The following is a 24701-nucleotide window of genomic DNA, read 5'->3' on the forward strand; positions in this document are numbered from 1 at the left end:
CAATATTATTTATACTGAGCTTTTATTCGCTCCTTAAACTTTTTACGGGATTAACCAATGCGGCCTTCACTGCTTTATAACCTACCGTTATCCAGGCTATAATAACGGATGATGCAATTGAAACAACGAATATGCCAGCCCCCGGCGTTATTTTATAAGTAAAATCTTGTAGCCATTGATGGCTAAAATACCATGCAATAGGCGCAGCAATTGCAAACGAAATAACAATAAGCAGCGTAAATTCTTTTGAGAACAGGTACACGATATTAGCTACCGATGCCCCCAATGTTTTGCGGATACCCACCTCTTTGGTACGCTGTACAGCCATAAAAGATACCATACCATATAAACCCAGGCAGGATATGAAAATAGCCATACCGGCAAATATTTTATAAAGCTGCGATAATTGATCTTCCTTCTTATAAAAGCTTGCTATTTTTTCATCCAGGAACTTGTATTCATAAACATTTTCGGGAAATGCCGCCGTCCAAAGCTTTTCAATAGTAGCCAGTGTTGGCTTAACATTGGTTGATTTTAGCTTGATGTTAGCTATCTGGTACTGGCCGTTCCATGATGCCATAATAACAGGCGGGATCTGTTCGCGTAAGGACGAAACGTTGAAATCTTTTACAACCCCAACAATTTTGTGTGTCAGGTTTTTATCGTCCCATATATTAATGGTTTTACCAATAGCATCTTCAGGGTTGGTTACGCCAAGGTTTTTAAGTAATGTTTCATTAACTACATATTCTCTTACTGTATCACTTTTTATATAAGGCCGGCCGGCAACAAACTTCATGTTATAAAGGTTAAAATAATCAGCCTCAGCCCATTTCATATTTACTCTAAAGTCAGTCTCCTTTTCGGCATTGTCATATTTAATTGGGCTGCCCCAGTTCATATTGTCGGATGGACTGGCAAAGCTGTAACTTAAGCCCTTAACCCCGGGTTGTTGTAGTATTTCACTTTTAAGCGCATTCATTTTTAAACGGCTTAAACTGTCGCCTGGCATGGTAACGGTTATAATGGCTTCTTTATCAAAGCCTAGAGCTGAATTTTTGAAGTGGTTTAGTTGACTTATAATTACGATAGTGCCAATTATTAAAACCTGTGCAATACCAAATTGTAATACAACCAAACTCCTTCTTAAGGTTATACCATTTGAACGCCTGCTACTAATTTTGTTTTTAAGTGCGGTAATTGGGTTAAAACCTGATAATATTAACGCAGGGTATACACCCGATAATAACGTAACACCAACCAAAACAGCTACCAGGAATGATAGCACTACCGGGTTTGTAACAAAAGATGGGGTAAGTTGAATATCCAGCAATTTGTTTAAAGCGGGTAGGCAAAGCTCACTTAAAGCTATAGCAACAATTATAGAAAATAAGGTGATAATAAAAGTTTCGCTTAAAAACTGTAATATAAGCTCTTTACGCTGGCTACCTAATACCTTGCGGATACCAACCTCTTTAGAGCGGTTAACAGCCTGTGCAGTAGCAAGATTTATAAAGTTTACGCAAGCAATGATCAGCAAAAATAACCCTATAAGACTTAACGCTTTAATCAGGTCCTTACTAAACACCTGGCCGGTGTAAAGCCCGGCACGGGTATCATAATGCATTTGTGATAATGGTTGCAGAAGCATGGCATCCCTTTTAACATCATTGGGTTTGTGCTTTTTAATAAATGCCACCAGGTTTTGGTTAAAATTTGCTTCGCTTATGTTATTGGGTAACAAAACAAAACAGGAATGCGACCCAAATGTGCTGCCCCAATCCTCCTGATTATCTTTGTAATCAGTGTATTTAAGGGTGCTGTAAGATATTGCAATATTGATAGGCAGGTCTGTATTTGTGGGTGGGTTTTTTAGTATGCCCGTAACTTTCAGGTCTAATTTATTATCGTATTTAATGGTTTTTCCCATTGCGGCTTCCCAATTGCCGAAATATTTTTCGGCTATCTTTTGGCTTATTAATATGGTATTAGGCTCTACCAGGGCATTTTTCTTATCACCTTCAAGCCAGCCAAAATCAAATATTTTAAGAAGCTGTGGTTCAGTAAAAAACACATCCTGTTCTTTAAATCTTTTTATTTCCCCACTTGCCGAAGTAATACTCATTTGTTTATTATCATCGTCAAATATCGACCCAATGAGCGGTATCTGCGGATAATCTACCCGCATCCCCCTGCTTGTTGGGAATGGTACACCGGCACGATACTTTACTCCCTCAGATGATGTGCGCTTAGCCAATACACGGTAGATGTGGTCTTTCTGTGTATGGTAGTTATCAAAGCTTGTTTGGAAATTTATCACCAAAAATATAAGTAAGCAGGCGCCCACACCTACGGCTAAACCTATAACATTGATGATGGTGTAACTTTTGTTACGTGATAAACTACGCCAGGCCGTTTTAAAATAATTTCTGATCATGTCATGAAAATTCTAAATTCTAAATCTTAAGTCTGTATATGTATCTCAATTACTCGCTACGCAAGCTTTTAACGGGGTTTACCAGCGCTGCCCTAACGGCTTTATAACCAACCGTTACCCAGGCTATTATTATTGAGGATGCAATTGCCAGCACAAATACGCCAGCGGTTAATGGTATACGGTAGGCAAAATTTTGCAACCAGTTACTCATCATATACCATGATACCGGCATGGCTATCACAAATGATATAGCTATTAGTATCATAAATTCTTTTGAGAATAACAGCACAATACTGTATACAGAAGCCCCTAATACCTTGCGCACACCAACCTCTTTTGTGCGCTGTACCGCCATATACGATACCAGCCCATATAAGCCAAGGCATGAAATAAAAATGGCTATAAAAGCGAATATCTTGTAAACCATAGCCAACTGGTTTTCCTGGCGATAAAACTGGGCAATGTTTTCATCCAAAAAGAAACCGTTATACGCATATTCAGGATAAGTGTTTTCCCACATTTTTTGCAAGGTGGCAACTGTGGCTGTCAGGTTTTTGGTTTCTATTTTGAGTGCTATCTGGCTCTCGAATTTCTTGCTGGGCGATATTACGATCGGCTTAACGGCATCACGCAGCGAATTGGTTTTAAAATCTTTTACAACACCAGTTATGGGTGCCCATGTTCCGCGGCCACCCAAGCGTACGGTTTTACCTATAGCGTTCTCAGCTTTTTGGATGCCCAGTTTATGAATAAATGTTTCATTAACCACAACCTGCCTTATGGTATCACTTACATCATAGCCTTTGCCTGCTGCAAACTGTAAGCCATATGTTTTAAAGTAATCGGCATCACCATATTTCAGGAAGGTGTTAAATGTCGGGTCTTTTTCAGAGTGGTCAAAATAAAAGTTTGTACCCCAGTTATTTTCAGACGATGGGGCATCTGATGCAAATGTTACCGATTTAACCTGCGGGTTTTGCAAAAGCTGTTGTTTAAATGCTTGCATTTTACTCAGGCTGATACTGTCTGACGAGCCGGGTATTACCAGCACCGCGCTTTTATTAAAGCCCAGATCGGCCTCGTTCACAAAATTCATTTGGTTAACGGCCACTATAGTGCCGATGATAAGCAACTGGGCAATAGCAAACTGCGCTATTACCAAAGCCCTGCGTAAAGGTATACCGCCTATTGATGCTGCAGTAATTTTATTTTTAAGCGCCAATACCGGTTTAAAGCCCGATACTACCATAGCCGGGTAAACGCCCGACAATAATATCACCACAATCATGGTAACTACCAGAAATAAGACCGAACCCATGCTTAACAGGGAGATATCATCGGGTACGCTGGCTATATTTTTAAGATAAGGCAATGCAATTTTAGCCATTGCAACAGCCAATATTACTGCGCCAAAAATGATAAGGGATGTTTCGCCAATTACCTGTGCTATTAGTTGTTTACGGCTGCTGCCTAAAACCTTACGGATACCAACTTCTTTTGAACGGCCTACAGATTGGGCAGTAGACAGGTTAATAAAGTTGATAGATGCCATAATTATTATGAGTATGGCAATAAACGTTAATGTATTAAGCGTAGCACGGCTGGTCATGTGGTCGCCCAATGTGTTACCTACACGGGTATCAAAGTGCATATCACCAAGTGGTTGCAACAGGTGTATTCTAAACTGTTTCTTTTTGTTTAGATCGGTATTTTTGCTGGTGAAGTTTACCAGTTGTTTAGAAAAATTTTCGGCGCTTACATTGGCCGGCAATTGTGTAAATATCTGGTGGTTACTGCTTATAGAGTGCCAGTCACTTACCATACCATATTCATTACGGTGTTGTTTGGCAGTGATGTATGATACCAAAACGCGTAAAGGGATGTCGCTGTTCTCCGGCGAGTTAGCTATAACGCCTGCTACCTTCAAATCAAGCAGGTTATCCATTTTAAGGGTTTTGCCCATGGCGGTTTTCCAGTCACCAAAATATTTGGTGGCTGTTTTTTGATCTATAACCACCATGTTAGGCTCGGCAAGTGCCTGCTTACTACCATCCAGCCATTCCGCATCAAAAATATCAAAGAACTGCGGCTCTATAAAAAAAACGCCGATGCTTTCTGTAAACTTTTTGCTATCGGTTAAATTGGTTGAATTGGCCCCCGGAACAGTGATCTGGCTGCCATAACTTGAGTTTAGCGCGGCAAACTTGTACTGTGGAAAATCTGTACGTAAAGCATCAACAGCGGGTATGGATACGCCGGGATTATATGTAGTACCATCAGCTTCGTTCTGCTGGGTAACTATATGATATATGTTTTTAAAGTTCTTGTGGAAGTTATTGTAACTCAGCTCGAACTGAAGCACAACAAATATGAGCAGGCATGCCGCGATACCCACGCTTAACCCCGAGATATTTATAATGGAATACGCCTTGTGACGGATGATATTCCTCCAGGCAATTTTGATGTGGTTTTTAAACATAGCTTTGGTATATGTTTTATAAAGGCTAAAACATATACCAAAGTATTAATATATTAATAATGAACTACTTAAATAGATGAACGTATGTACGATATGTACGTAAGTGTAACAGTGTGTGTTCGGTTATGATACAGTTGTAAGTTAGTGATTAGTTACTTGTTATTAATTTATTCGCGGGCTTAACCTGTAAGACTAATTACTGATAACCGGTAACTAATCACTATCGCTCAAAACCCGAAATGCTTTATATAAGTATTCAAATCCTTATCTCCCCTGCCGGAGAGGCATATCACTACGTTATCGTTTTTTTCGAAAGTCATTTTTTCAAGATAAGCCAGCGCATGGGCGGTTTCAATGGCCGGGATAATACCCTCCATTTGTGAGCAAAGCAGGCCTGCGTTTAATGATTCATCATCGGTGATGCTTACGTATTGCGCTCGGTTCACCTTAAACAAGTGCGCATGCTGCGGGCCGATGCCGGGGTAATCAAGTCCCGCAGATATTGAATAGGGTTCTACAACCTGCCCATCATCACTTTGCATAAGTATGGTACGGCTGCCGTGCAGTACGCCCTCGCGCCCTAAAAATGTAGTAGCCGCCGAGTGGCCGCTGTCAACACCCTTACCGGCTGCTTCAACGGCTATCAGCTTAACCTCTTCATCATCTAAAAAATGATAGAACATGCCCATTGCGTTGCTACCACCACCAACGCACGCCATTACATATTGCGGTAATTCGCTGCCGGTTTGTTCTAAAAGCTGTTTTTTGGTTTCTTCGGATATGATGGACTGGAACCTGGCCACCATATCCGGATATGGGTATGGGCCAACTACCGAACCGATAATGTAATGAGTATCAACCGGGTTGCCTATCCAGTCGCGTAAGGCCTCATTGGTGGCGTCTTTCAATGTTTTACTGCCCGATGTTGCCGGTACTACCGTGGCACCCAGCATCTTCATACGGGCCACATTTGGCGCCTGGCGCTCCATATCAATTTCGCCCATGTATACAATACATTCAATGCCCATTAAGGCGCAAACGGTAGCTGTAGCTACTCCATGCTGGCCGGCGCCGGTTTCGGCTATAATGCGTTTTTTGCCAAGTCGTTTAGCTAATAATATCTGCCCAATGGCATTGTTTATTTTATGCGAACCGGTGTGATTCAGGTCTTCGCGTTTAAAAAATATGTTGGCGCCATATTTTTCAGAATAACGTTTGGCATGGTACAATGGCGAAGGCCTGCCTACGTAATCTTTTAAAAGTTGGTCAAACTCAGCTTTAAATTCCGGGTCGCTTAGTATTTTAATGTACTCCTGTCTTAATTCTTCCACATTAGGGTACAGCATTTCCGGTATATATGCACCACCAAAATCCCCATAATAGCCTTGTTCGTTAACTCCGTACTTCATTGCTGTTTATTGTATTAAATGCTTGTGTTAGTTTATCTATATCCTTTAATCCCGGCGATAGCTCAAACTTACTGTTCAGGTCTACGCCGTAAAATGCCGGGTGTGTTATCTTTTTTACTTCTTCTAAATTATCTGCGCTTAACCCGCCCGATAAAAAGAAAGGCACGTTCAGTTTATACTTATTCAAAATTTCCCAATCAAATATTTGCCCCGAACCGCCATGTACTGGTGTTTTAGTATCGAACAGGAAATAATTTACATGGTTTATATAAGCGTCCAGTTTGGCAAAATCAAAGTTTTCATCTATACCAAAGGCTTTTATTACCTGTACTTCGTGCTTAAACATATCGCAAAAGGCCGGGCTTTCATTGCCGTGCAGTTGTATGGCATCAAACTTATATTTGTATATCAGCTTACTAATACTATCGGCATCCTCATCAACAAAAACGCCTACTTTGGTGATTCCTGTGCTGATATTAACCAATTCATCATCTTCCATGCCACTAATAAACCGCGGCGATTTATCATAACAGATAAACCCCATATAATCGGGCGCTAAAGCTTCAACAGCTTTAATATTCTCCGGATCGCGTAAGCCACAAATCTTAATCTTCATGATTTTAGTTAGCTATCAGGGTTTTAAAGCTATTTAGCGCTTTTTTCGCAGTGAGCGATTCCTCCGCTTCATAAAAGCAATCTGCAAAGCTTTTTTCAGGATGAATGGTTTTAATGGCCATAGCAGCGTTACTTAGCACTACGCTGGTTTGGGCAACGCTGGCATCATCGTTCAGCACCTTCATAAATATATCGGCCGAATCGCTTACGGTGTGCCCGCCGGTTATCTGGTCTTCATTCAGTTTGGTAAATCCAAGGCTTTCAATGGTGTTTATCTTTTCGCCATCGGCAGAGAATGTTTTAAAATCGCAGGTAAGTGAGATCTCGTCATAACCATCAAGTGCGTTCAGTATAGTGTATTTTACGTCAGATTTTTGATACAGGTAGGCATAGATCCTTGCCAGTTCCAGGTTAAAAACACCCACCATCTGGTTTTGTGGTTTAGCCGGGTTTACCAATGGGCCAAGCATGTTAAAGAAGGTTTTCACTCCTAATTCCCTGCGAATTGGCGCAACGGTTTTCATGGCGGGATGGAATAGCGGCGCATGCAGAAAGCAGATGTTCGCTTTATCAATACTACGTTTAAGCGAATCAGTATTGTTGGTGAACACATAGCCCAGATGCTCCATCACGTTTGATGAACCGCAACCCGATGATACCCCGTAGTTACCATGTTTAGCTACCTTATAACCTGCCCCTGCTACCACAAACGAAGCAAGGGTTGAAATATTGAAAGTGTCTTTACCATCGCCACCAGTGCCGCAAAGGTCAATCAGTTCGCCATTTTGCAAATCTACAGGCAGGCAAAGTTCCAGCATGGCATCGCGGAAGCCTTCCAGTTCGTTAACCGTAATACTGCGCATACAGTAGGCCGTCATAAACGCGGCCATTTGCGAGTTGTTAAATTTCCCCTGAGCAATATCCTTCAAAATTTCTTTTGATTGCTCGCGGGTAAAGGTTTTATGTTCAAAAAGGTGGTTGAGTATTTTTTTCATATCAGGGCATAAAAAAAGGGTTACCATGTGGCAACCCTTCTGTATATTTTATAAAAAAACAAAAAATGAGGCTGCCTTACGAATTCTCGTTAAGCCACCACCAATTGTTGTTTAATATTTGCGCTTTCATTTTGTTAAAGCAAATATGGAAATTGTTTTCACTAAAAGCAAGCATTATGATATTTTTACAGAGCGCAATTAGTGATTTAATGAATTAGCGATTACAAAATCCGGATATTCAGGTTGTTCACTCAATCACTAATTCAGTCATTCACTAATTAACAGATGGCCATACACAAGCAGCAAACTAACCCCGAAAAAGACCTTGGCTTTGGCCCGCAACCAGTTATTAAAAACCAACCGCTTGTTAATAAAGATGGATCGGTTAATGTAAAGCGCCGCGGCCTCTCCCGTTTTAATACTGCCGATAATTACCATACCCTCATCAAAATGAGTTGGGGTAAATTTTGGTTGGTTGTATTAAGCGGATATTTAGCTGCCAACTTAATTTTTTCATCAATATATGTACTGATAGGCATGGATAGCCTCGACGGGGCATCAGGCGATACAACCGGCAGTCATTTTTTGGATGCGTTCTTTTTTTCGGCGCAAACTATATCTACCGTTGGTTACGGGCATATTAGTCCGCGGGGTGTGGTAGCTAATAGCGTGGCAGCTTTCGAATCGATGATAGGCTTGCTGGCCTTTGCGTTAGCAACGGGTTTGCTATATGGCCGTTTCTCAAAACCATCAGCAAAAATAATTTACAGCGATAATATTTTGATCGCACCCTACAAAGAAAATGGCAGGGGCCTGATGTTCAGGTTGGCTAATATCAGAAAGAATGTATTGATTGATCTGGAGGTAGAGGTAATTTTCTCGTACAACGAATTTGTGGATGGCAAACCCACCCGCCGCTTTTTTACATTGGATCTTGAGCGTAAATATGTAAGTCTGCTTACCCTTAACTGGACGATAGTACACCCGCTGGATGCCAACAGCCCGCTGATAGATATGATATATGAAGACTTAGAAACCTACCAGGTGAGTTTTTCGGTGTTACTGAAAGCTTTCGACGATACGTTTTCGCAAACGGTACATTCCCGTACCTCGTACACTGCACATGATATGGTTTGGAATGCAAAATTCGTCCCTATGTTTAGCAGGGATGAAGATGGCAGGATAGAATTGGATATGAGTAAGATAAGTGAGTATGACAAGGTTTAATATTTGATAGTTAGTTTGCCAAAAGCGTTCACGTTCACTGCCGTGAACACCATTTTTTTTTGTAATATACTAATAATAAGTATTATACATTTTCACTACTGACAAAATAGTGTCACCATTTTATTGATTATTTTAACAACGGATCCTTCTCTTTAGCAAAAACCTTAAACACCTGCTTATCTAAAAATGCAGGTAAAAACTTGCTTAAAAATACGGTAAGCTTTCCCTGCGGGGTCATGATAAGGGTACGCGCACGGTTTTGTATACCATCAGCTATGATAACAGCCACCTGTTCGGCGGTCATCATTTTTTCTTCTTCTAAAGTACTTTCACCTTGCTGTACACCATTTTTATCGAGCGCAGTATTACGGATGTTTGATGCCGTAAACCCCGGGCTGGCCACCATTACGTGAACGCCCGTCTTTAAATTCTCTATGCGCAAAGCATCCATAAAACCATTCATGGCAAATTTTGATGCCGAGTAGCCGGAGCGGCCGGGCAAACCTTTATAGCCGGCAATTGATGAAATACCTACAATGCTTCCCTTGGTTCTGGTGATTTCGGGCAGGGCATATTTTGTGCAGTAAACAGTGCCCCAAAAATTAACGTCCATCAGGTTTTTCATTACTTTCAGGTCGAGGTCATTGAAAAGCGCGCGCATAGAGATACCGGCATTATTTACCAGCACATCTACCCTGCCGAAAGTTAATATAGCTTGTTTGATAAGAGCGGCGCAATCTTCCTCTTCAGCAACATCACATTGCACGGCAACGGCTTTAATATTATGTTGATTTTGAAGATGCTGGGCTATTTCACAAAGGGTAACATATTGGCGTGCCGCTAATACTAAATTAGCACCGCGCCGGGCCAGTTCTATAGCAAGCGCTTTGCCTATTCCGGATGATGCACCGGTGATGATAACAACCTTATCTTTCAATTTCATACTTCGGGGCGAAGATTTGCGGGATGCCCGGTATTTTTATATTGGGCATGTGCAGTAAATACTTCGCAGCGAATATAATCATAGCACCATAAAAGTGCCTGATATAGCCCCAGCTTAATTTAGAATTTTGCTGATTCTTGAAATTCAGAATATATGTTTTTGGGAAGTAATAGTTTTTATAACCTGCTAAACGAATACGGAACGACAGGTCTATATCATGCCCAAACATGGCCAGGCGCTCATCTAACGGGCCTATTTTGTTTAAAACAGACTTGCGCAACAGCATAAACGCGCCGTTTATTACATCAACTTCAGTTGTTGCAAACTCTTCTTCTTCTACCCAGGTGTCATCATTTTTATACAAGCGCGATTTTGGGAAATATTTGGCCAGGCCGGTAAGCTTTAACAAGCCGCCCCAGGCACGGGTAAAGCCGGTTCTTGACTCGGACAGGAAGTTTCCGCGCGGGCTAAGCGCACGCACACCAACACCACCGGCATCATTATGCGCATCCATAAATTCAAGTACATGCTCTATCGTTTTTTTGCCGCTAATTGTATCCGCATTGACCAGTAAAACATACTCTCCGGTTGCCTGCTCAATACCCTGATTGCGGGCTTTTGCCACACCAACGGTGGCTTTATTCAGGATTAGTTTGGCTTCTGAAAATTCCTCCTGCAACATCTTTTGCGACTTATCAACCGATGCATCATCAATCACAATCAACTCATAATCAATATCCTTACAAGCCCTTGTTAAGGTAAGCAGGGTTTGCTTTAAAAGCATACACATGTTATGGTTAACTACGATGACGGAGATTTTCATAAGCTATCAGGATAATGAATTTTCGTACGGTACACGTGTTACGATAGATCGTCCTAAAGTAATTTCGTCCACGTACTCTAATTCACCTCCAAAAGCTATGCCACGGGCAATAGTTGAGATATTTATTGCAAATTGTTTTAAACGTTTGTGCAGGTAAAAGATGGTGGTATCGCCTTCCATTGTTGCACTTAGGGCAAAAATAACCTCTTTTACCCCATTTTCTTTTAACCTTTCTACCAGGGTATCTACCTGTAAATCGCCCGGGCCAATGCCATCCATTGGGGATATTAAGCCACCTAAAACATGGTAAACACCGTTGTATTGGTTAGTATTCTCTATCGCCATTACGTCGCGGGTATCTTCTACTACACAAATAAGGCTATGATCGCGTTTATGTGATGCGCAGATCTCGCAAACCTTAAGGTCTGATATGTTATGGCAGGATTGGCAAAACTGGATCTCGTTACGCAGCTTACTCACGGCATTGCTGAATTTTTGCACTTCCTCCTTATCGCGGTTAAGCAAATGCAGTACTAAACGCAACGCGGTTTTTTGCCCTACGCCCGGTAATTTTGCAAATTCGGCAACCGCATCCTCCAGCAACTTCGATGAAAAATTCATAGCACGAATTTACATATTTTAGCCGATGCTACATAACCGGCAAATACCCGCCTGTCCCATTTTCAAGTGCAATAAATGGAACAAATTAATGCGCTGTAAATCAATATTTTATATTTAAAACACTAACCTTGTATTTAAAGTAAAAATTAATTAATATCAATTTAAATAATTGATATACAGAAAGTAATAATTATTGAATTTTATTCCATTTTTTAAAAATGGAAAACACTAATACCCTCTTATTGCCCTTATAAACAGCAGATTACATTCTAACGGAATCGGACTGTAATTATTAAATTAATGGGATTTTTTCGACCTTATTTCGGCCTCAGAACGGCCTTTTATCACCTAATTAATAAACGTATAAAATATATTTGTCCCGTTTTTTTCCTAAATGGAACAAAACGGGACAAGTATACTTTGTGTCGGCGGACCATGTTAAGTATCCATCCGCCCAACTAATTAATCCATGTCATTTATGAATGATAGAGAAAATCTTGCTCATACAACAGGGAGCGAACTTTGCATTTAAAACAAGCTTTTTTCCTATTCGCTCCTTAAACTCTTCACAGGATTGGTTATTGCCGCTTTTATAGCATGCGAGCTAATGGTAAGCAAGGCGAATAAAATAGCTGTAAAACCTGCAATTACAAAAGCCCACACGTTTACATTTATGCGGTAGCTAAAGCCCATGAGCCATTTATTCATTACATACCAGGCTATTGGCGAGGCTATAATGATAGAGATAATAACAAGTTTCAGAAAATCGCCTGTTAGTAGTTTGGTAATACCTGTTACGCTTGCGCCAAGTACTTTGCGTATACCTATCTCTTTAGTCCGCTGCTCGGCAATAAATGCCGCTAAACCAAATAAACCCAGGCAGGCTACAAATATAGCCAGCACCGAAAATACGGTTGCTGTACTGGCCATATGCTGCTCTGAGGTGTATAAATTTTGAACATGGTTATCCAGAAACTCATAATCAAAACTTGAGTTTGGCATATCGGCCTTAAAGGTATTTTGCAACTGCCCCACAAATTGCGGCAAGTCCTTAGCGTTGTAGCGAACCAATAAAGTCCGCAAGCCTTCCGGGGCTTTATTCATAGCATAATATACATACCCTCCTATTTCGTTTTTAAGCGACTGGTAGTTAAAATCTTTAACCACGCCGCTAACGATAGACCTGCCTGACATTTCGCTTTCAATATACTTCCCTATAGCATCCTGTGGCGATTTAAAGCCAAGATATTTCATAGATGCTTCGTTCAACAGCACATAGCAACTGGTATCGCCTTCGGCTATTGTTGTTGGTAATGAGCTGCCTGCAAGCAACTTTAAGCCCATAGTTTTAACTATGGAGCCATCGGTACGGCAGGTTTTTACCGGCATGCCGTCTTTATCTGTTGATGATTTCCTGATGCTCCTGCCACTCTCCACATCACCGGGGATAGATTGCACGGCCGAAAAGCTTTCTACACCGGTTATGCCCCGCAGATCATTCATAAAGGCTGTTAACTGCTGCTTATTTTGCGCAGCTTTAATGTTTATTGCAACTACACCGTTAGGGTTGTAACCTAAATCCTTGTTCCGGATGTAATGGATCTGCTGGAGGATAACCGTAACAGCAATGATAAGGATGATGGAAGATGCGAACTGAAACACCACCAGCGACCGGCGAATAAAATCGGCAACGGAATGTTTTAATTTCAGCTTATTCATTAAAACCAGCGGCGAAATGCTCGACATTGAAAACGCTGGGTAGCTGCCGGCTATAAGGGTTACAAAAAGCCATGTTGATATTAAGCTCAGTAAAATGGGCGCCGCCACAAACGCCTCCGGTTTTAATTCGATACCGGTAATATTTTGAAACAGCGGCTGAGCAGCAAAGGCAAGCGCATAACCTAAAACAATGGCTATAAATGATAGCAAGGCTGTTTCTGCATAAAATAATGCAAGCAAATTACGGGTATTGGCGCCCAGCACTTTGTTTACCCCCACACCTTTAGCACGTTTTTGCGACCGCGCCGTAGCCAGGTTCATGTAATTTATACAGGCGATAAGTAACACCAACAGCGATAAAAATGTAAGTGCCTTTACCGTACTAATGCTTCCCATTCTTGACGAGTAGCCTGCCCTGATATCGGCAGAATACAGGTGAATATCTGCCAGGGGCTGGAATATGAAATTAGTGAAGAATTTATTATCCTTCTTAGTATTCTTATCAATCAGGGCCGAGGCCTGCGCCTGTACCTGCGCCATATTTGCACCAGGCTGCAACAGGCAGTAGGTTTCGTAACTTGCGTTGCTCCAGTACACATCTTTGCCCATCCAGCTATCCATAATGTTGTAGATCATGTCGCAGTCGATGGTACTGTTGGCGGGCAAATTATCATACACACCCGATACATGCAAAGTATCGCGGTTATTTATATAAATAAGCTTTCCGTAAGCGGTTTCTTTACCGTACAATCGTTCTTTTGCCGCACGCGAAAGAACTATTGATTTTGGCTGTGCAAAGGCTGTACGTGCATTCCCTTCAATAAAATTGATATCGAACATGCCGAAAACCGCCGAATCGGCCAGGTATAGCCCTTTTTCTGTAAAGTTTTTATCATCGGTCTTTATTGATACCGAGGCGCCAAAATCATGTTTAATAAGCCGTGTAGCTGCTTTTATCTGTGGGATGCTTTGCAGCAATGCCGGCCCTACCGAGTTTGGTACCTGTGCCCATACCTTGTAATTGTACTGCTCGCTGGTTTGCATGTTTACCCGGTACATATTTTTTGAGTTTTTGTACATGCGGTCAAAACTCAGCTCGTACGAAATAGAGGCAAACAATGTAATGCAAACGCACATGCCTATAGCCAGGCCGGCAATATTAAGCGTAGCAAAAAGTTTATTGCCCGTAATATTGCGCCATGCAATTTTAAAGTAGTTTTTAATCATGCTGGTAAATTTGATATCGGGCAGGTTATGCCAACTTACATGCCAAATTTATAATTAATTAAACATCAATAAGTTGCATGGGCAATACTTCAATAAGTGTTCGCATGCGTAACACTTTTCTGTTCGGGTATGATACAGGATTAGAGATGCAAGAAAAGAGAGAATTAAGAGTCAAGAATAAGAACTAAGACCGGATATTCATGACTCCTGACATGCTGCTTCTATTCGCTCCTCAAACTTTTCACCGGGTTAACTACCGCGGCTTTTACGGATTGTACGCTTGTAACCACAAAAGCTATCATTACAGATACAGCAGCGGTTGCAGCAAACACCCAAAGCGGCACTTTTATATGGTAAGCAAAGTTTTGCAGCCAGCTATGCATAATTAGCCAGCCCACGGGTATTGCTATAAGTAAAGATAACACCACCAGTTTTAAAAAATCTTTTGAAAGCAAAGCGGTTATCTGTGTAACCGATGCCCCTAAAACCTTACGGATACCTATTTCTTTTGTGCGCTGTGTAGTTATCAGTGATATTAAGCCTAATAAACCAAGGCAGCTTATTAGTATAGCTACGCCTGCGCTTGCCGTAATAAGCTTATTAAGAAGCTCTTCCTTTTTATAAAAAGATGCTACCTGCTCATCTAAAAAGCGGTATTCAAACGCATAATTGGGGTACACTGCCTTCCATGCATCGCGGACCTGATCAACACCTGCCAACAAATTTTTACCTGATAATTTCACTGCCGCATATCGGTAATAGTCCCGGCCCGTGCTGATCAATTGCGGCTCCATGGCATTATACAACGATTTTGAATGGAAATCTTTAACCACCCCAACTATTGTACCTTCAGCGTTATTCAGATCGCCCGAGGTAAATTTACGGCCAATAACGTCATCGGGGCTTTTTGCCCCAAGCATTTTTACCAGTTTTTCATTCACTAAAAACTGTTTGGTGCTATCGTTTTCGGCGTAGTTTTTTCCGGCAATTATTTTAAGCCCGAAGGTTTTGGTGTAATCAGCATCGCCAATTACTGTAAATACGGTGTATTTTTCCCAATCGCGGGTATCATACTTTATACTCCCACCCTTTTGTGATATCCCCATAGCCGCCTCATAACAATAGGATACACTTTTCACCCCCGGTTTACTAAGCATTAAATTACGCATGTAGTCGGTTTTGGCCTTAGCTTTATCAGGTATGGGCACCATTACTATCGCGCTTTTATCAAAACCGGTATCGGCGGTTTTAAGGAATTTGGTTTGCAGCGTTATTAACACGGTGCAAATAATAAGCACCTGTGCAATAATATTTTGGGCCACTATTAAGCTCTTTCGGGTAAACTGTGAACTTTTTGTACCCGATAACAGCTGGTTTTTCAGTGCGTCGATAGGTTTAAACCTGCTTAGTATCATAGCGGGATAAAAGCCCGCAGCCAATACCACAATAATAAATACAGCCAGCAGGTATAATGGCAACTGCCAAATACTAAACATGCTGTAGGTTAAATTGGTGCCAAGCCAGCTATTAAGTACCGGCAAAAACAGGGTAACCCATAAAAGCGATAAGGCAATTGCAACAAAAGCGATCAAGCTGGTTTCGGTAATAAACTGGTTAAAAATACCTGCAGGTGTGCTACCTAAAACCTTACGTGTGCCAATTTCTTTAGCTCGTTTTGTACTTTGCGCGGTGGCCATATTTATGAAGTTTACACAGGCAATTACAATAAGTAATAAACCTGTTAAACTTAAAATAACCAATAAAGGGCGTTGTATAACGCCGGCATAGCGGGCATCAAAATGCCATTCGCGTAAGGGTAATAATTTGTAATGGTAAAAGCTGCCATCGTTACCTAAAGCTTTTTTTACTATACCGCTTATTGCACTTTCTACAGCTTTAGGAGAGGTGTTATCATTTAACTGGAAAAATATATTGGTATGCGAGTTGATGAAGTACCACTCGTTACGCATCTGTTTGGCCATGTCGGGGTTTAACTGATCAAATGATGCCAGGGAGATAAACATATCAGCCCTAAAATCGGTAGTGGGTTTGTTTTGAGCAAGCACCCCTGTTATTTTAACAGGCAGGTGATTATCTACAAGCAATGTTTTACCCACAACATTGGTGCTGCCAAAATATTTTTGGGCAAGGTTGCTGGTAATTACAGCGGTGTTAGGTTCACTGAGGGCGGCGGCGTAATTTCCCTGCTCCCAGGTATAATCAAATAATTCAAACCAATGCTTATCGGTAAGGGCTATATTTTCATGCTCGGCAAATAATTTGGGGTGAGCAGTGTTGCTGTTTACCGCGATACTGAATGATCTGTCGCCTAAAAGCATGGCCACATTTTTTACCTGTGGTACCTGGGTTTTTACCGTATTTGCCAGTACCATGGGTGCCCCTTTTTCGTAGCTGATGGTACCATCGGGTATATGCATCTCATCAACCACCCGGTATATTTGTTTAGCATTACGATGGTAGGTATCAAAACTCAAATGATAAGTTACAAACTGAAACAGTATAATACTGCAGGCAATACCCAATGATAGACCGAAGATATTTATACTGCTATAAAACCTGTGTTTAAGAAGGTTACGGTAAGCAATTTTCAAGTAAGTTTTAAGCATAAGGTGCCGGTTTTGTTTGATGCTACAATATCAGCACTATAGATGTTAAATTATAATTTTTAACATTAGTTAACGCTTTAAATAATAATAGCGATGAACTTTATCCATCGCTATTGTTATTTGTCATGCTTCGCCAATAGATCCTTACTTACGTTAAGGATGGTATGGTGGTTATTACTCGCTTCTTAAACTACTAACCGGGTTGGCTACGGCCGCTTTAACGGTTTGGAAGCTAAGCGTAACCAACGCCAGTAACAGCATACCCACCCCGCTCAGGGCAAATATCCACCAGCTAATGGTGGTACGGTCGGCAAAGTTTTCCATCCACTTTTGCATGGCGTAATATGCCAATGGCGTTACCAGTACAAATGCCAGCCCTATCAGCCACATGAGTTCTGTTGATAGTAAGGTTACAATTTGCGTTACTGTAGCACCAAGTACCTTGCGTACGCCAATCTCTTTGGTGCGCTGCCCGGTGGTGTATATGGCTAATCCTAATAGCCCAAGGCAGCTTATCAGTATAGATAAACCCGTTGCCCAGGTAAGTAAAGTTGAGGTATGTTGCTCGGCGTTGTAAAATTTGGCTATACTTTCATCGTAAAAGGCATATTCAAAATCATCATCCGGGTAAATTTCCTTCCATATCTTTTCCATACTGCTAATACCGGTTTTCCATTCATTGCCGCCTGCTGTTTGCGGCTTAAATGCAATGTGAAATGTACGGTTGTTCCATTTGTTATGCACAGGCATCAGTATGGCCAGCGGCTTTATAGGCGAGTGTAACGATTTCTGATAAAAATCTACAGTTACCCCTACTATCTCGCGTTTTTTACCGTTGTAATCTAACAGCTTACCTAAGGCTTTATCCGGGGTACGGAAACCCAATACTTTTGCGTAGGTATTATTAATAACAATATTACCTGAAGTATCTGCTTGCATTAGGTTACGGCCTGCCAGTAACTTTATCTTATAAACTTTCAGATAATTTTCGTCGGCAAATTTTTGCTGCAGATCGGTTTTTATTTCTTTTTTACCATCTGTGTAGGTTACCGTTGTAGAGTTTGTATTGTTTGATGATGGTGCCGCCCCGCCAACGCTTATCAATTCTATTTGTGGTATAGCAATAAGCTTATTCATAAATACCTGCTGTTTATTGGTATTGATACTTTTATATGGGGTGGAGATATTTACAATGGCATCCTTTTTAAAGCCCAGATCTTTATGCAGTGCGTAATAGATCTGCTTGCTTACCAATATGGTAGCCATAATAAAAAACTGGGCTATCACAAATTGGGTTACTGTTAATGATTTACGCAGCCAAGCATTGCGGGTTTTGCTGTTGTTATTGCTTGCCTGGTTTTTGAGTACCGAAACCGGTTTATAGCCCGATAATACCAGCGCCGGGTAAAAACCCGACAGGATGCTTACCCCAATGGTTAAGACGATCAGGAATATAATGAGCCCTGGCTGTTTAAACACATTTGCCGATATGCCTTGCGGTACAAAATCAGCAAAGAGTTTTAAAATTACCGGCGCCAGCGCTATGGATATAATTACGGCAAATAAGGTGATCAAAAAAGTCTCGCTTAAAAACTGAATAATGAGCTGACTACGCTTACTGCCCATGGTTTTACGGATACCTATTTCTTTAGCCCGTTGCGATGCCTGTGCGGTTGTAAGGTTTATAAAATTGATACAGCCCAACACCAACAGGAAAGCGGCTATTACCAGCAGGCCGTATAGTGTGGTTTTATTAGCCGTACGCACTCCATCCATGCCGCCATATTGCTGATCGAAATGAATTTCGTTTAATGCCTGTAAATGAAAACCACTCGAGTTGCCTTTGTCTTCGGGTTTAGGAGGGTTATGCGCTTTAAGCATCACGTTCAGTTGCTTTTCAACCTGTGCCGATGATGCTTTGTCGGATAGTTTAATGAACAACTGTGATGCCGAATTGGTATTCCCCCATTGCGTCATATCAAATTGATCTTTTATATAATGATCGCTTGTACCGGTAATGTATGATATGAAATCATGAAAAAGGAAATCGGTATTCTCCGTTATTGGTGCTACTACACCGCTAACGGTGGTTTTCAGAGAATCGTCATAGATCACTTGTTTCCCTATCATTTCGCTGTACTCAAGCTTAGGGAAGTATATTTTGGCTTGCGCCGATGTTAAAACAACCTGGTTAGGCCGTTTTAAGGATGTTTTTGCCGAGCCTGCTAACCAATCGTAATGGATGAGGTTAAAGTACTGCTCGTCGGCAAATACAATGCCCTCTTGCTTTTTAAGTTTATGGTTGGCAACCGGCCCATCCGGGATGATCACATCCTGCTGCCCGTAAATATAAAATGGTGCTACAATATCAACCCCGGTAGCTTCTGTTTTTACAGCGCCGGGCAGGGCCATGGTTACCCCATTATTATAGCCAACCTCGCCGGCAAAAGAGTAATTGGTAGTTACGCGGTAAATGCGGTCGCTGTCTTTATGAAACTTATCAAAAGTAAAATCAAAATGCACTATCAGGTATATAACCAGTGCAGCGCTTATCCCTATTGATAAACCAACAACGTTTATAAGCGTAAACAGCTTATGCCTGCGAAAGCCCCTTAACGCGATCTTGAAGTAACTTTTTATCATGATGCTGAAATTATAAATTCTAAAAACTAAACTCTAAACCCTAATTGTAAAACTATAAGCCTAATCACTTACACTCACTCGCTGCGTAAGCTTTTTACCGGGTTACTTAATGCAGCTTTTATGGCCTGCCAGCTCACTGTTAATAATGTTACGGCCAGGCTTATAGCTATAGTTGCAATAAACACCCACAGGCTTATATTGGTGCGGTAGGTGTACTTGTGCAACCATTGATCCATAAAATGCCAGCTTACGGCCCCGCCAATAATAAACGCGATAATAACCAACTGCACAAATTCTTTTGAAAGGTTAAACCACAGGTTTGCAGTAGTTGCCCCCAGTACTTTGCGGATACCGATCTCTTTGCGGCGCTGCTCGGCACTAAACGATGCCAGGCCGAATAAACCTAAGCATGATAGTACAATGGCCAATGCCGTAAATGAGTTTGATAGTGTGCCCAGCAATTGCTCGGTACGGAATTTTTTGCTGTATTCCTCGTCAACAAATTTGTAATCGAAAGGGAAATCGGGATTGTACTTTTTATAAACAGCGCCCAGTTTATCTATTGCTTCTGATATGGACAGCGCTTTGTTAAGCCTTACACTTGCCATACCAGCCCAGCCTTTTAAATTCCCTACAATAAGTGGTTTTGCAGCCTCGGTAGGCGAGTTTACGATATAGTTTTTTAAGACACCTACAATAGTGCGGTCGGCGCCCTGCCAGTTGATGACGGCACCTATGGGTTCTTTTAAACGCATCATTTTTACGGCGGCTTCGTTCAGCATAATAGCCGAACTATCTGACGGGCGGGCGATATCAAAATCGCGGCCATCAGCCAGTTTCAGGCCAAATGTTTTGGTGAAGTGATAGTTGGTAACTATTTGTTCAACAGGCAGCTTATCTTCGCCGGGTAATTGCCCCGGCCATTTGATACCCCATGATGCACCGCCATTACTTGTTATGGTGTTTGACGTGCTTGCCGCATCAGTAATAGCCCCTGATGCAATAGCATCCCTGCGGAAACTTTCGAACTCGGTGTACAGCCGGCCATTAAGCGATATTTCTACCAATCCGTTTTTATCATAACCCGCCGGGCGATTCTTGATGAAATTTAGTTGTTTATAAATAAGAATGGTTGACAGGATAAGGCATGTTGCGAAAGAAAACTGCACAATAACCAATACTTGCCTTGGCCTTAAGGTAGCTTTACCTGCTTTATTTATCCCCTTTAAAACCTTTACCGGTTTAAACGACGACATGAACAGCGCCGGGTAACTGCCCGCAATGATCCCGGTGATCAGGGTGATGCATAGGCCCGCTATCCAGAAAAATGGCGCATTGTAAGGAACGGTTAAGTTTTTGGATATAATACCGTTAAAATATGGCAGCAGTAAAATAACCAATACGAGCGCAAGCCCGAACGAGACAATACACATCAACAATGATTCGCCCATAAACTGCCGGATAATGGCAAAGCGGCTTGCACCCACTACCTTACGCACCCCAACCTCGCGCGAACGGGTTTCTGAGCGGGCGGTAGACAGGTTCATGAAATTGATACAAGCTATCAGCAGGATACCTATGGCCAAAAACATAAACAGGCGCACGTATTCTATAACGCCGCCACCGGTGCTTACGCCATTTTTAAACTCGCCGTAAAGATGTTGCTTGGAGAATTGATACAGGAATAATTTATTCTCTTTTCCACCGGGGTTATATTTTGCCATAAAGCCGCTTAACTTGCCATTAAGCTTATTAAGGTCTACACCGGGCTTTACCATCACAAAGGTTTGAAAAGCGTAGTTATTCCAGCTTGATGTTTTTATCCACGGCTCGTCTGCCTCCAGCATGGCCCATGAGCCCAGTACGCTAAATTTCATGGAGCTGTTTTCGGGCATGTCCTTTATAATGCCGGTAACCTTTGCGCTGCGTGTATTGTTTATCTTAAGGGTTTTACCCATCGGGTCGGCGTTGCCAAAAATGGCTTTGGCGCCGCTTTGCGTTACTATTACGGAAGCCACATCTGTAAAGGCAGACGCCTTGTTACCCTGTACAAATTCAAAGTTAAAAATATCCAGCAACGATGGGTCGGCCGAGAGCATATTCAGGTTTAACGATTTTTCTTTATAATTGAACAGGCTGCCGTTTATCCAATTGGTTCGTGCAGTAAGCGCAATCTCCGGGTAGTTTTTACGTATGGCTTCAGCAACCGGCACCGACATGCCGTTACCGCTTTGTATCTCGCCGTTTGATGACTGATTACGCCAAACCTGGTAAATGCGGTCCTGGTTTATGTACATTTTATCGTACGAGAACTCGTTGTACACATAAAGCAACAGCATAAAGCTTACCGCCATACCCACACCAAGGCCACCAATGTTAATGAGACTAAAAAGCTTGTGTTTAGCCAAATTTCGAAAGGCTATCTTAAAATAATTCCGTATCATGATGACTTAAATTCTAAAAACTAAATCCTAAACCAATTACGCTCTAACCTCTATCATAATCATTCACTCTTTAAACTCTTAACCGGGTTAACCAAAGCCGCTTTTATTGATTGAAAGCTTATGGTTATTACCGCAATAAACATAGCACCTGCACCTGCGGCTACTATTATCCACCATTTTATGCCATCGCGATAGGCAAAGCCTTTTAGCCATTGCTGCATAGACAGCCACGCCAGCGGCGAAGCGATCAGTATTGATATGATAACCAGCTTTATAAAATCTTTTGAAAGCATGCCCACGATGATAGACACATTGGCACCTAACACCTTACGGATACCGATCTCTTTGGTACGTTGTTCGGCAGCGTAGGCGGCCAGTCCAAATAAACCAAGGCAGGCTATAATAATGGCCATTGTAGTGAATATAATAAAGATGGTACCAATGCGCTGCTCGGCGCGATAGTTTGAATCAAACTCCTCGTCCATAAACGAATAATCAAACCCCATATTGGGCGAAACCGCCTGCCATTTGCTTTTAACCTGGTTAATAAAATCGGGCATATCTGATGTTTTTATCCGTACAGACAGGCGCCCGTTACTCTCGGCCAGCTGGAATACAAGCGGAGTAACATTATCGCGTAACGAATTGAAGTTAAAATCTTTCACAACACCAATAATATGCATCTGTTTAAGCTTTGAAGCGGTGTTATCCATAGGCAGGTAAAGTTCCTTTCCTACCGGGTCGGTAAAGGCAAGCTGCCTGGCTGCAGTTTCGTTGATCACCAGGGCTGTAGAATCGGTCATCATTTCTTTAGAGAAATTACGACCGGCAATTACTTTCATACCCATAGTTGGTACATAATCTTCATCAATATCCCAAAACTGGGTTGCAAGGGCCGTTTTACTATCATGCGCCTGGCTTGTAAAAAAGGAAGTACTGTTACGGTTACCCGAAGTTGGCGAATAGCCGCTTAATGTAGCGCTTTGTACCCCCGGCAGGTCTTGTAATTCGCGCTTAAATACTTTGGCATTGTTGCCTAAGCTATTGGTGTTTTTTATAACCAATACGTGGTCGCGATCATAGCCCAGGTTTTTACTTTGGATGTATTTAAGCTGATGGTAAATAACCATGGTGCCTATAATCAGGAAAATAGATATAGAGAACTGGAAAACCACCAAAAAGCTGCGTAAAAAGCCGCCTTTAAAGCCCGATGACAGTTTCCCTTTTAATACATCTATTGGTTGAAACGCCGACAGGAAAAACGCCGGGTATGAGCCCGCAAGGCAACCTATTACAATAACCCCTCCTAACAGTGCCGGAACCAGCCAGGCAAACGTTTGTGCGGTAAGTACAATTTCTTTACCAGCTGTTTGGTTAAACAATGGCAATAAAGCCCACGCCCCAAACACAGCTATTACAGTAGCAACAAAAGTTACAATTACCGACTCTGATAAAAACTGTGCTATCAGGAACTTTCTTGGCGAGCCCAATACTTTGCGTACCCCAACCTCGCGGGCTCGGTTTGCCGACCGCGCTGTGCTCAGGTTCATAAAGTTAACGCAGGCTATTAGTAATATAAACAGTGCAATTGCCGAGAAAATGTACACGTACTGGATATTGCTATTATCATCAAGCTCGGCTAAGCGGTTTGATCGCAGGTGGATATCCTGTAGCGGTGTAAGGTTTATGTGAAAGTAACCTCCTGTTTTTTCAAACTGGTCATAATCCATACGGATGGCGGCTTGTAGTTGACCGCTAATACTCTTCCTTACCATTGCCGGAAACTTGGCTTCAAGTTTTTGTATGCCTGCACCCGGTTTAAGCAGTACATAAGTGTTAAAATTGTTGCTTAACCAGTTATCTTCCTTGCTTTCCTGCAGGTCTGTCATGGCAAGGAAAAAACCAAACCTGAAGTGCGATTGTTTAGGAATATCTTTTATAACGCCGGTTACCTTATAATTCAATGAATCATTAAGCAGCAGTGTTTTGCCAACGGCATTTGTAGTATTAAAATACTTTTTGGCCATGGTTTGGTTTATAACAATACTATGCGGGTCTTTTAAAGCGGTTACAGGGTCGCCATCAAGCATGGGCAGGGTAAACACATCAAATATGCCCGGGTCGGCATATATAATGCTATTTTCCTGTACATTCTGGTTCCCTTTCCTTATTTTATACTCGCCCCAGCCGCGAAAACGAACCACTTTTTCCACTTCCGGAAAATTGCTCATAAAGGTAGCCGCCAAAGGCGCAGGCACTTCTGCAAACGAGCGGGTGGCCCCACCAAATTTAATGTCGTTGTTTACCCGGTAGATCCGGTCGATTTTGGTATTGTACTTATCGTAGCTTAACTCATCTATCACATAAAAAACAATAAGCATGCAAACGCACAACCCAAGGGCCAGGCCTAATATATTTATAATGGTAAAGCCTTTGTTTTTTTTCAGGCTGCGAAATGCTGTTTTAATATAATTTTTAAACATAATGATGAA

At 41.7% G+C, this 24701-nt stretch carries 14 protein-coding genes; 1 reads left to right on the top strand and 13 read right to left on the bottom strand.

The annotated features are described in order from the left end of the window. Positions 1-22: 22 nt before the first annotated feature. The 5 genes from IDJ75_RS06770 to trpD form a co-directional block, all read right to left on the bottom strand. Positions 23-2437, bottom strand: a complete 2415-nt coding sequence (locus IDJ75_RS06770; RefSeq protein WP_191174812.1) for an ABC transporter permease — start codon at positions 2435-2437, stop codon at positions 23-25. 49 nt (positions 2438-2486) lie between these two features. After that, the gene (locus IDJ75_RS06775) at positions 2487-4916 is read right to left on the bottom strand and encodes an ABC transporter permease (protein WP_191174813.1); all 2430 of its coding nucleotides are present in this window, start codon (positions 4914-4916) and stop codon (positions 2487-2489) included. Between the two features lie 227 nt (positions 4917-5143). Continuing rightward, complete coding sequence (gene trpB / locus IDJ75_RS06780) at positions 5144-6325, bottom strand: tryptophan synthase subunit beta (RefSeq protein WP_191174814.1); 1182 nt, start codon at positions 6323-6325, stop codon at positions 5144-5146. Next, positions 6309-6941, bottom strand: coding sequence for a phosphoribosylanthranilate isomerase (locus IDJ75_RS06785; protein ID WP_191174815.1), 633 nt, complete (start codon positions 6939-6941; stop codon positions 6309-6311). The genes trpB and IDJ75_RS06785 overlap by 17 nt, the downstream gene beginning before the upstream one ends. Before the next feature lie 4 nt (positions 6942-6945). Further along, positions 6946-7935, bottom strand: coding sequence for an anthranilate phosphoribosyltransferase (gene trpD, locus IDJ75_RS06790; RefSeq protein WP_191174816.1), 990 nt, complete (start codon positions 7933-7935; stop codon positions 6946-6948). Between the two features lie 285 nt (positions 7936-8220). Between trpD and IDJ75_RS06795 the strand changes: the two genes are divergently transcribed. Beyond that, on the top strand, positions 8221-9162 hold the full coding sequence (locus IDJ75_RS06795; RefSeq protein ID WP_191174817.1) for an ion channel: 942 nt from the start codon (positions 8221-8223) through the stop codon (positions 9160-9162). A 127-nt stretch (positions 9163-9289) separates the two neighbouring features. Here the strand turns inward: IDJ75_RS06795 and IDJ75_RS06800 are convergent, their stop codons facing one another. From IDJ75_RS06800 to IDJ75_RS06835, 8 genes are all read right to left on the bottom strand, one after another. Next, positions 9290-10105 carry an SDR family oxidoreductase gene (locus tag IDJ75_RS06800; protein WP_191174818.1) on the bottom strand — a complete coding sequence of 272 codons (816 nt, stop codon included), beginning with the start codon at positions 10103-10105 and terminating at the stop codon, positions 9290-9292. Continuing rightward, positions 10089-10928: a glycosyltransferase gene (locus IDJ75_RS06805; RefSeq protein WP_224746505.1), complete on the bottom strand. Its 840-nt coding sequence runs from the start codon at positions 10926-10928 to the stop codon at positions 10089-10091. Before IDJ75_RS06805 ends, IDJ75_RS06800 begins: the two co-directional genes overlap by 17 nt. Positions 10929-10934: 6 nt before the next feature. After that, complete coding sequence (gene recR / locus IDJ75_RS06810; protein WP_191174820.1) at positions 10935-11549, bottom strand: recombination mediator RecR; 615 nt, start codon at positions 11547-11549, stop codon at positions 10935-10937. A 546-nt stretch (positions 11550-12095) separates the two neighbouring features. Then, the gene (locus IDJ75_RS06815; RefSeq protein ID WP_191174821.1) at positions 12096-14495 is read right to left on the bottom strand and encodes an ABC transporter permease; all 2400 of its coding nucleotides are present in this window, start codon (positions 14493-14495) and stop codon (positions 12096-12098) included. A gap of 221 nt (positions 14496-14716) precedes the next feature. Further along, positions 14717-17122, bottom strand: coding sequence for an ABC transporter permease (locus IDJ75_RS06820; RefSeq protein WP_191174822.1), 2406 nt, complete (start codon positions 17120-17122; stop codon positions 14717-14719). 174 nt (positions 17123-17296) lie between these two features. Next, on the bottom strand, positions 17297-19765 hold the full coding sequence (locus IDJ75_RS06825) for an ABC transporter permease (protein ID WP_191174823.1): 2469 nt from the start codon (positions 19763-19765) through the stop codon (positions 17297-17299). A gap of 74 nt (positions 19766-19839) precedes the next feature. Further along, positions 19840-22209, bottom strand: a complete 2370-nt coding sequence (locus IDJ75_RS06830) for an ABC transporter permease (protein WP_191174824.1) — start codon at positions 22207-22209, stop codon at positions 19840-19842. Between the two features lie 59 nt (positions 22210-22268). Further along, complete coding sequence (locus IDJ75_RS06835; protein ID WP_191174825.1) at positions 22269-24692, bottom strand: ABC transporter permease; 2424 nt, start codon at positions 24690-24692, stop codon at positions 22269-22271. Positions 24693-24701: the final 9 nt, after the last annotated feature.

Source organism: Mucilaginibacter rigui (genome assembly GCF_014773275.1).
Lineage (GTDB): Bacteria > Bacteroidota > Bacteroidia > Sphingobacteriales > Sphingobacteriaceae > Mucilaginibacter > Mucilaginibacter rigui_A.

Bases quoted from the DNA above. Each gene is read 5' to 3' on its own strand.
- IDJ75_RS06770 (WP_191174812.1), bottom strand. From the start codon at position 2,437: ATGATCAGAAATTATTTTAAAACGGCCTGGCGTAGTTTATCACGTAAC.
- IDJ75_RS06775 (WP_191174813.1), bottom strand. From the start codon at position 4,916: ATGTTTAAAAACCACATCAAAATTGCCTGGAGGAATATCATCCGTCAC.
- trpB (WP_191174814.1), bottom strand. From the start codon at position 6,325: ATGAAGTACGGAGTTAACGAACAAGGCTATTATGGGGATTTTGGTGGT.
- IDJ75_RS06785 (WP_191174815.1), bottom strand. From the start codon at position 6,941: ATGAAGATTAAGATTTGTGGCTTACGCGATCCGGAGAATATTAAAGCT.
- trpD (WP_191174816.1), bottom strand. From the start codon at position 7,935: ATGAAAAAAATACTCAACCACCTTTTTGAACATAAAACCTTTACCCGC.
- IDJ75_RS06795 (WP_191174817.1), top strand. From the start codon at position 8,221: ATGGCCATACACAAGCAGCAAACTAACCCCGAAAAAGACCTTGGCTTT.
- IDJ75_RS06800 (WP_191174818.1), bottom strand. From the start codon at position 10,105: ATGAAATTGAAAGATAAGGTTGTTATCATCACCGGTGCATCATCCGGA.
- IDJ75_RS06805 (WP_224746505.1), bottom strand. From the start codon at position 10,928: ATGAAAATCTCCGTCATCGTAGTTAACCATAACATGTGTATGCTTTTA.
- recR (WP_191174820.1), bottom strand. From the start codon at position 11,549: ATGAATTTTTCATCGAAGTTGCTGGAGGATGCGGTTGCCGAATTTGCA.
- IDJ75_RS06815 (WP_191174821.1), bottom strand. From the start codon at position 14,495: ATGATTAAAAACTACTTTAAAATTGCATGGCGCAATATTACGGGCAAT.
- IDJ75_RS06820 (WP_191174822.1), bottom strand. From the start codon at position 17,122: ATGCTTAAAACTTACTTGAAAATTGCTTACCGTAACCTTCTTAAACAC.
- IDJ75_RS06825 (WP_191174823.1), bottom strand. From the start codon at position 19,765: ATGATAAAAAGTTACTTCAAGATCGCGTTAAGGGGCTTTCGCAGGCAT.
- IDJ75_RS06830 (WP_191174824.1), bottom strand. From the start codon at position 22,209: ATGATACGGAATTATTTTAAGATAGCCTTTCGAAATTTGGCTAAACAC.
- IDJ75_RS06835 (WP_191174825.1), bottom strand. From the start codon at position 24,692: ATGTTTAAAAATTATATTAAAACAGCATTTCGCAGCCTGAAAAAAAAC.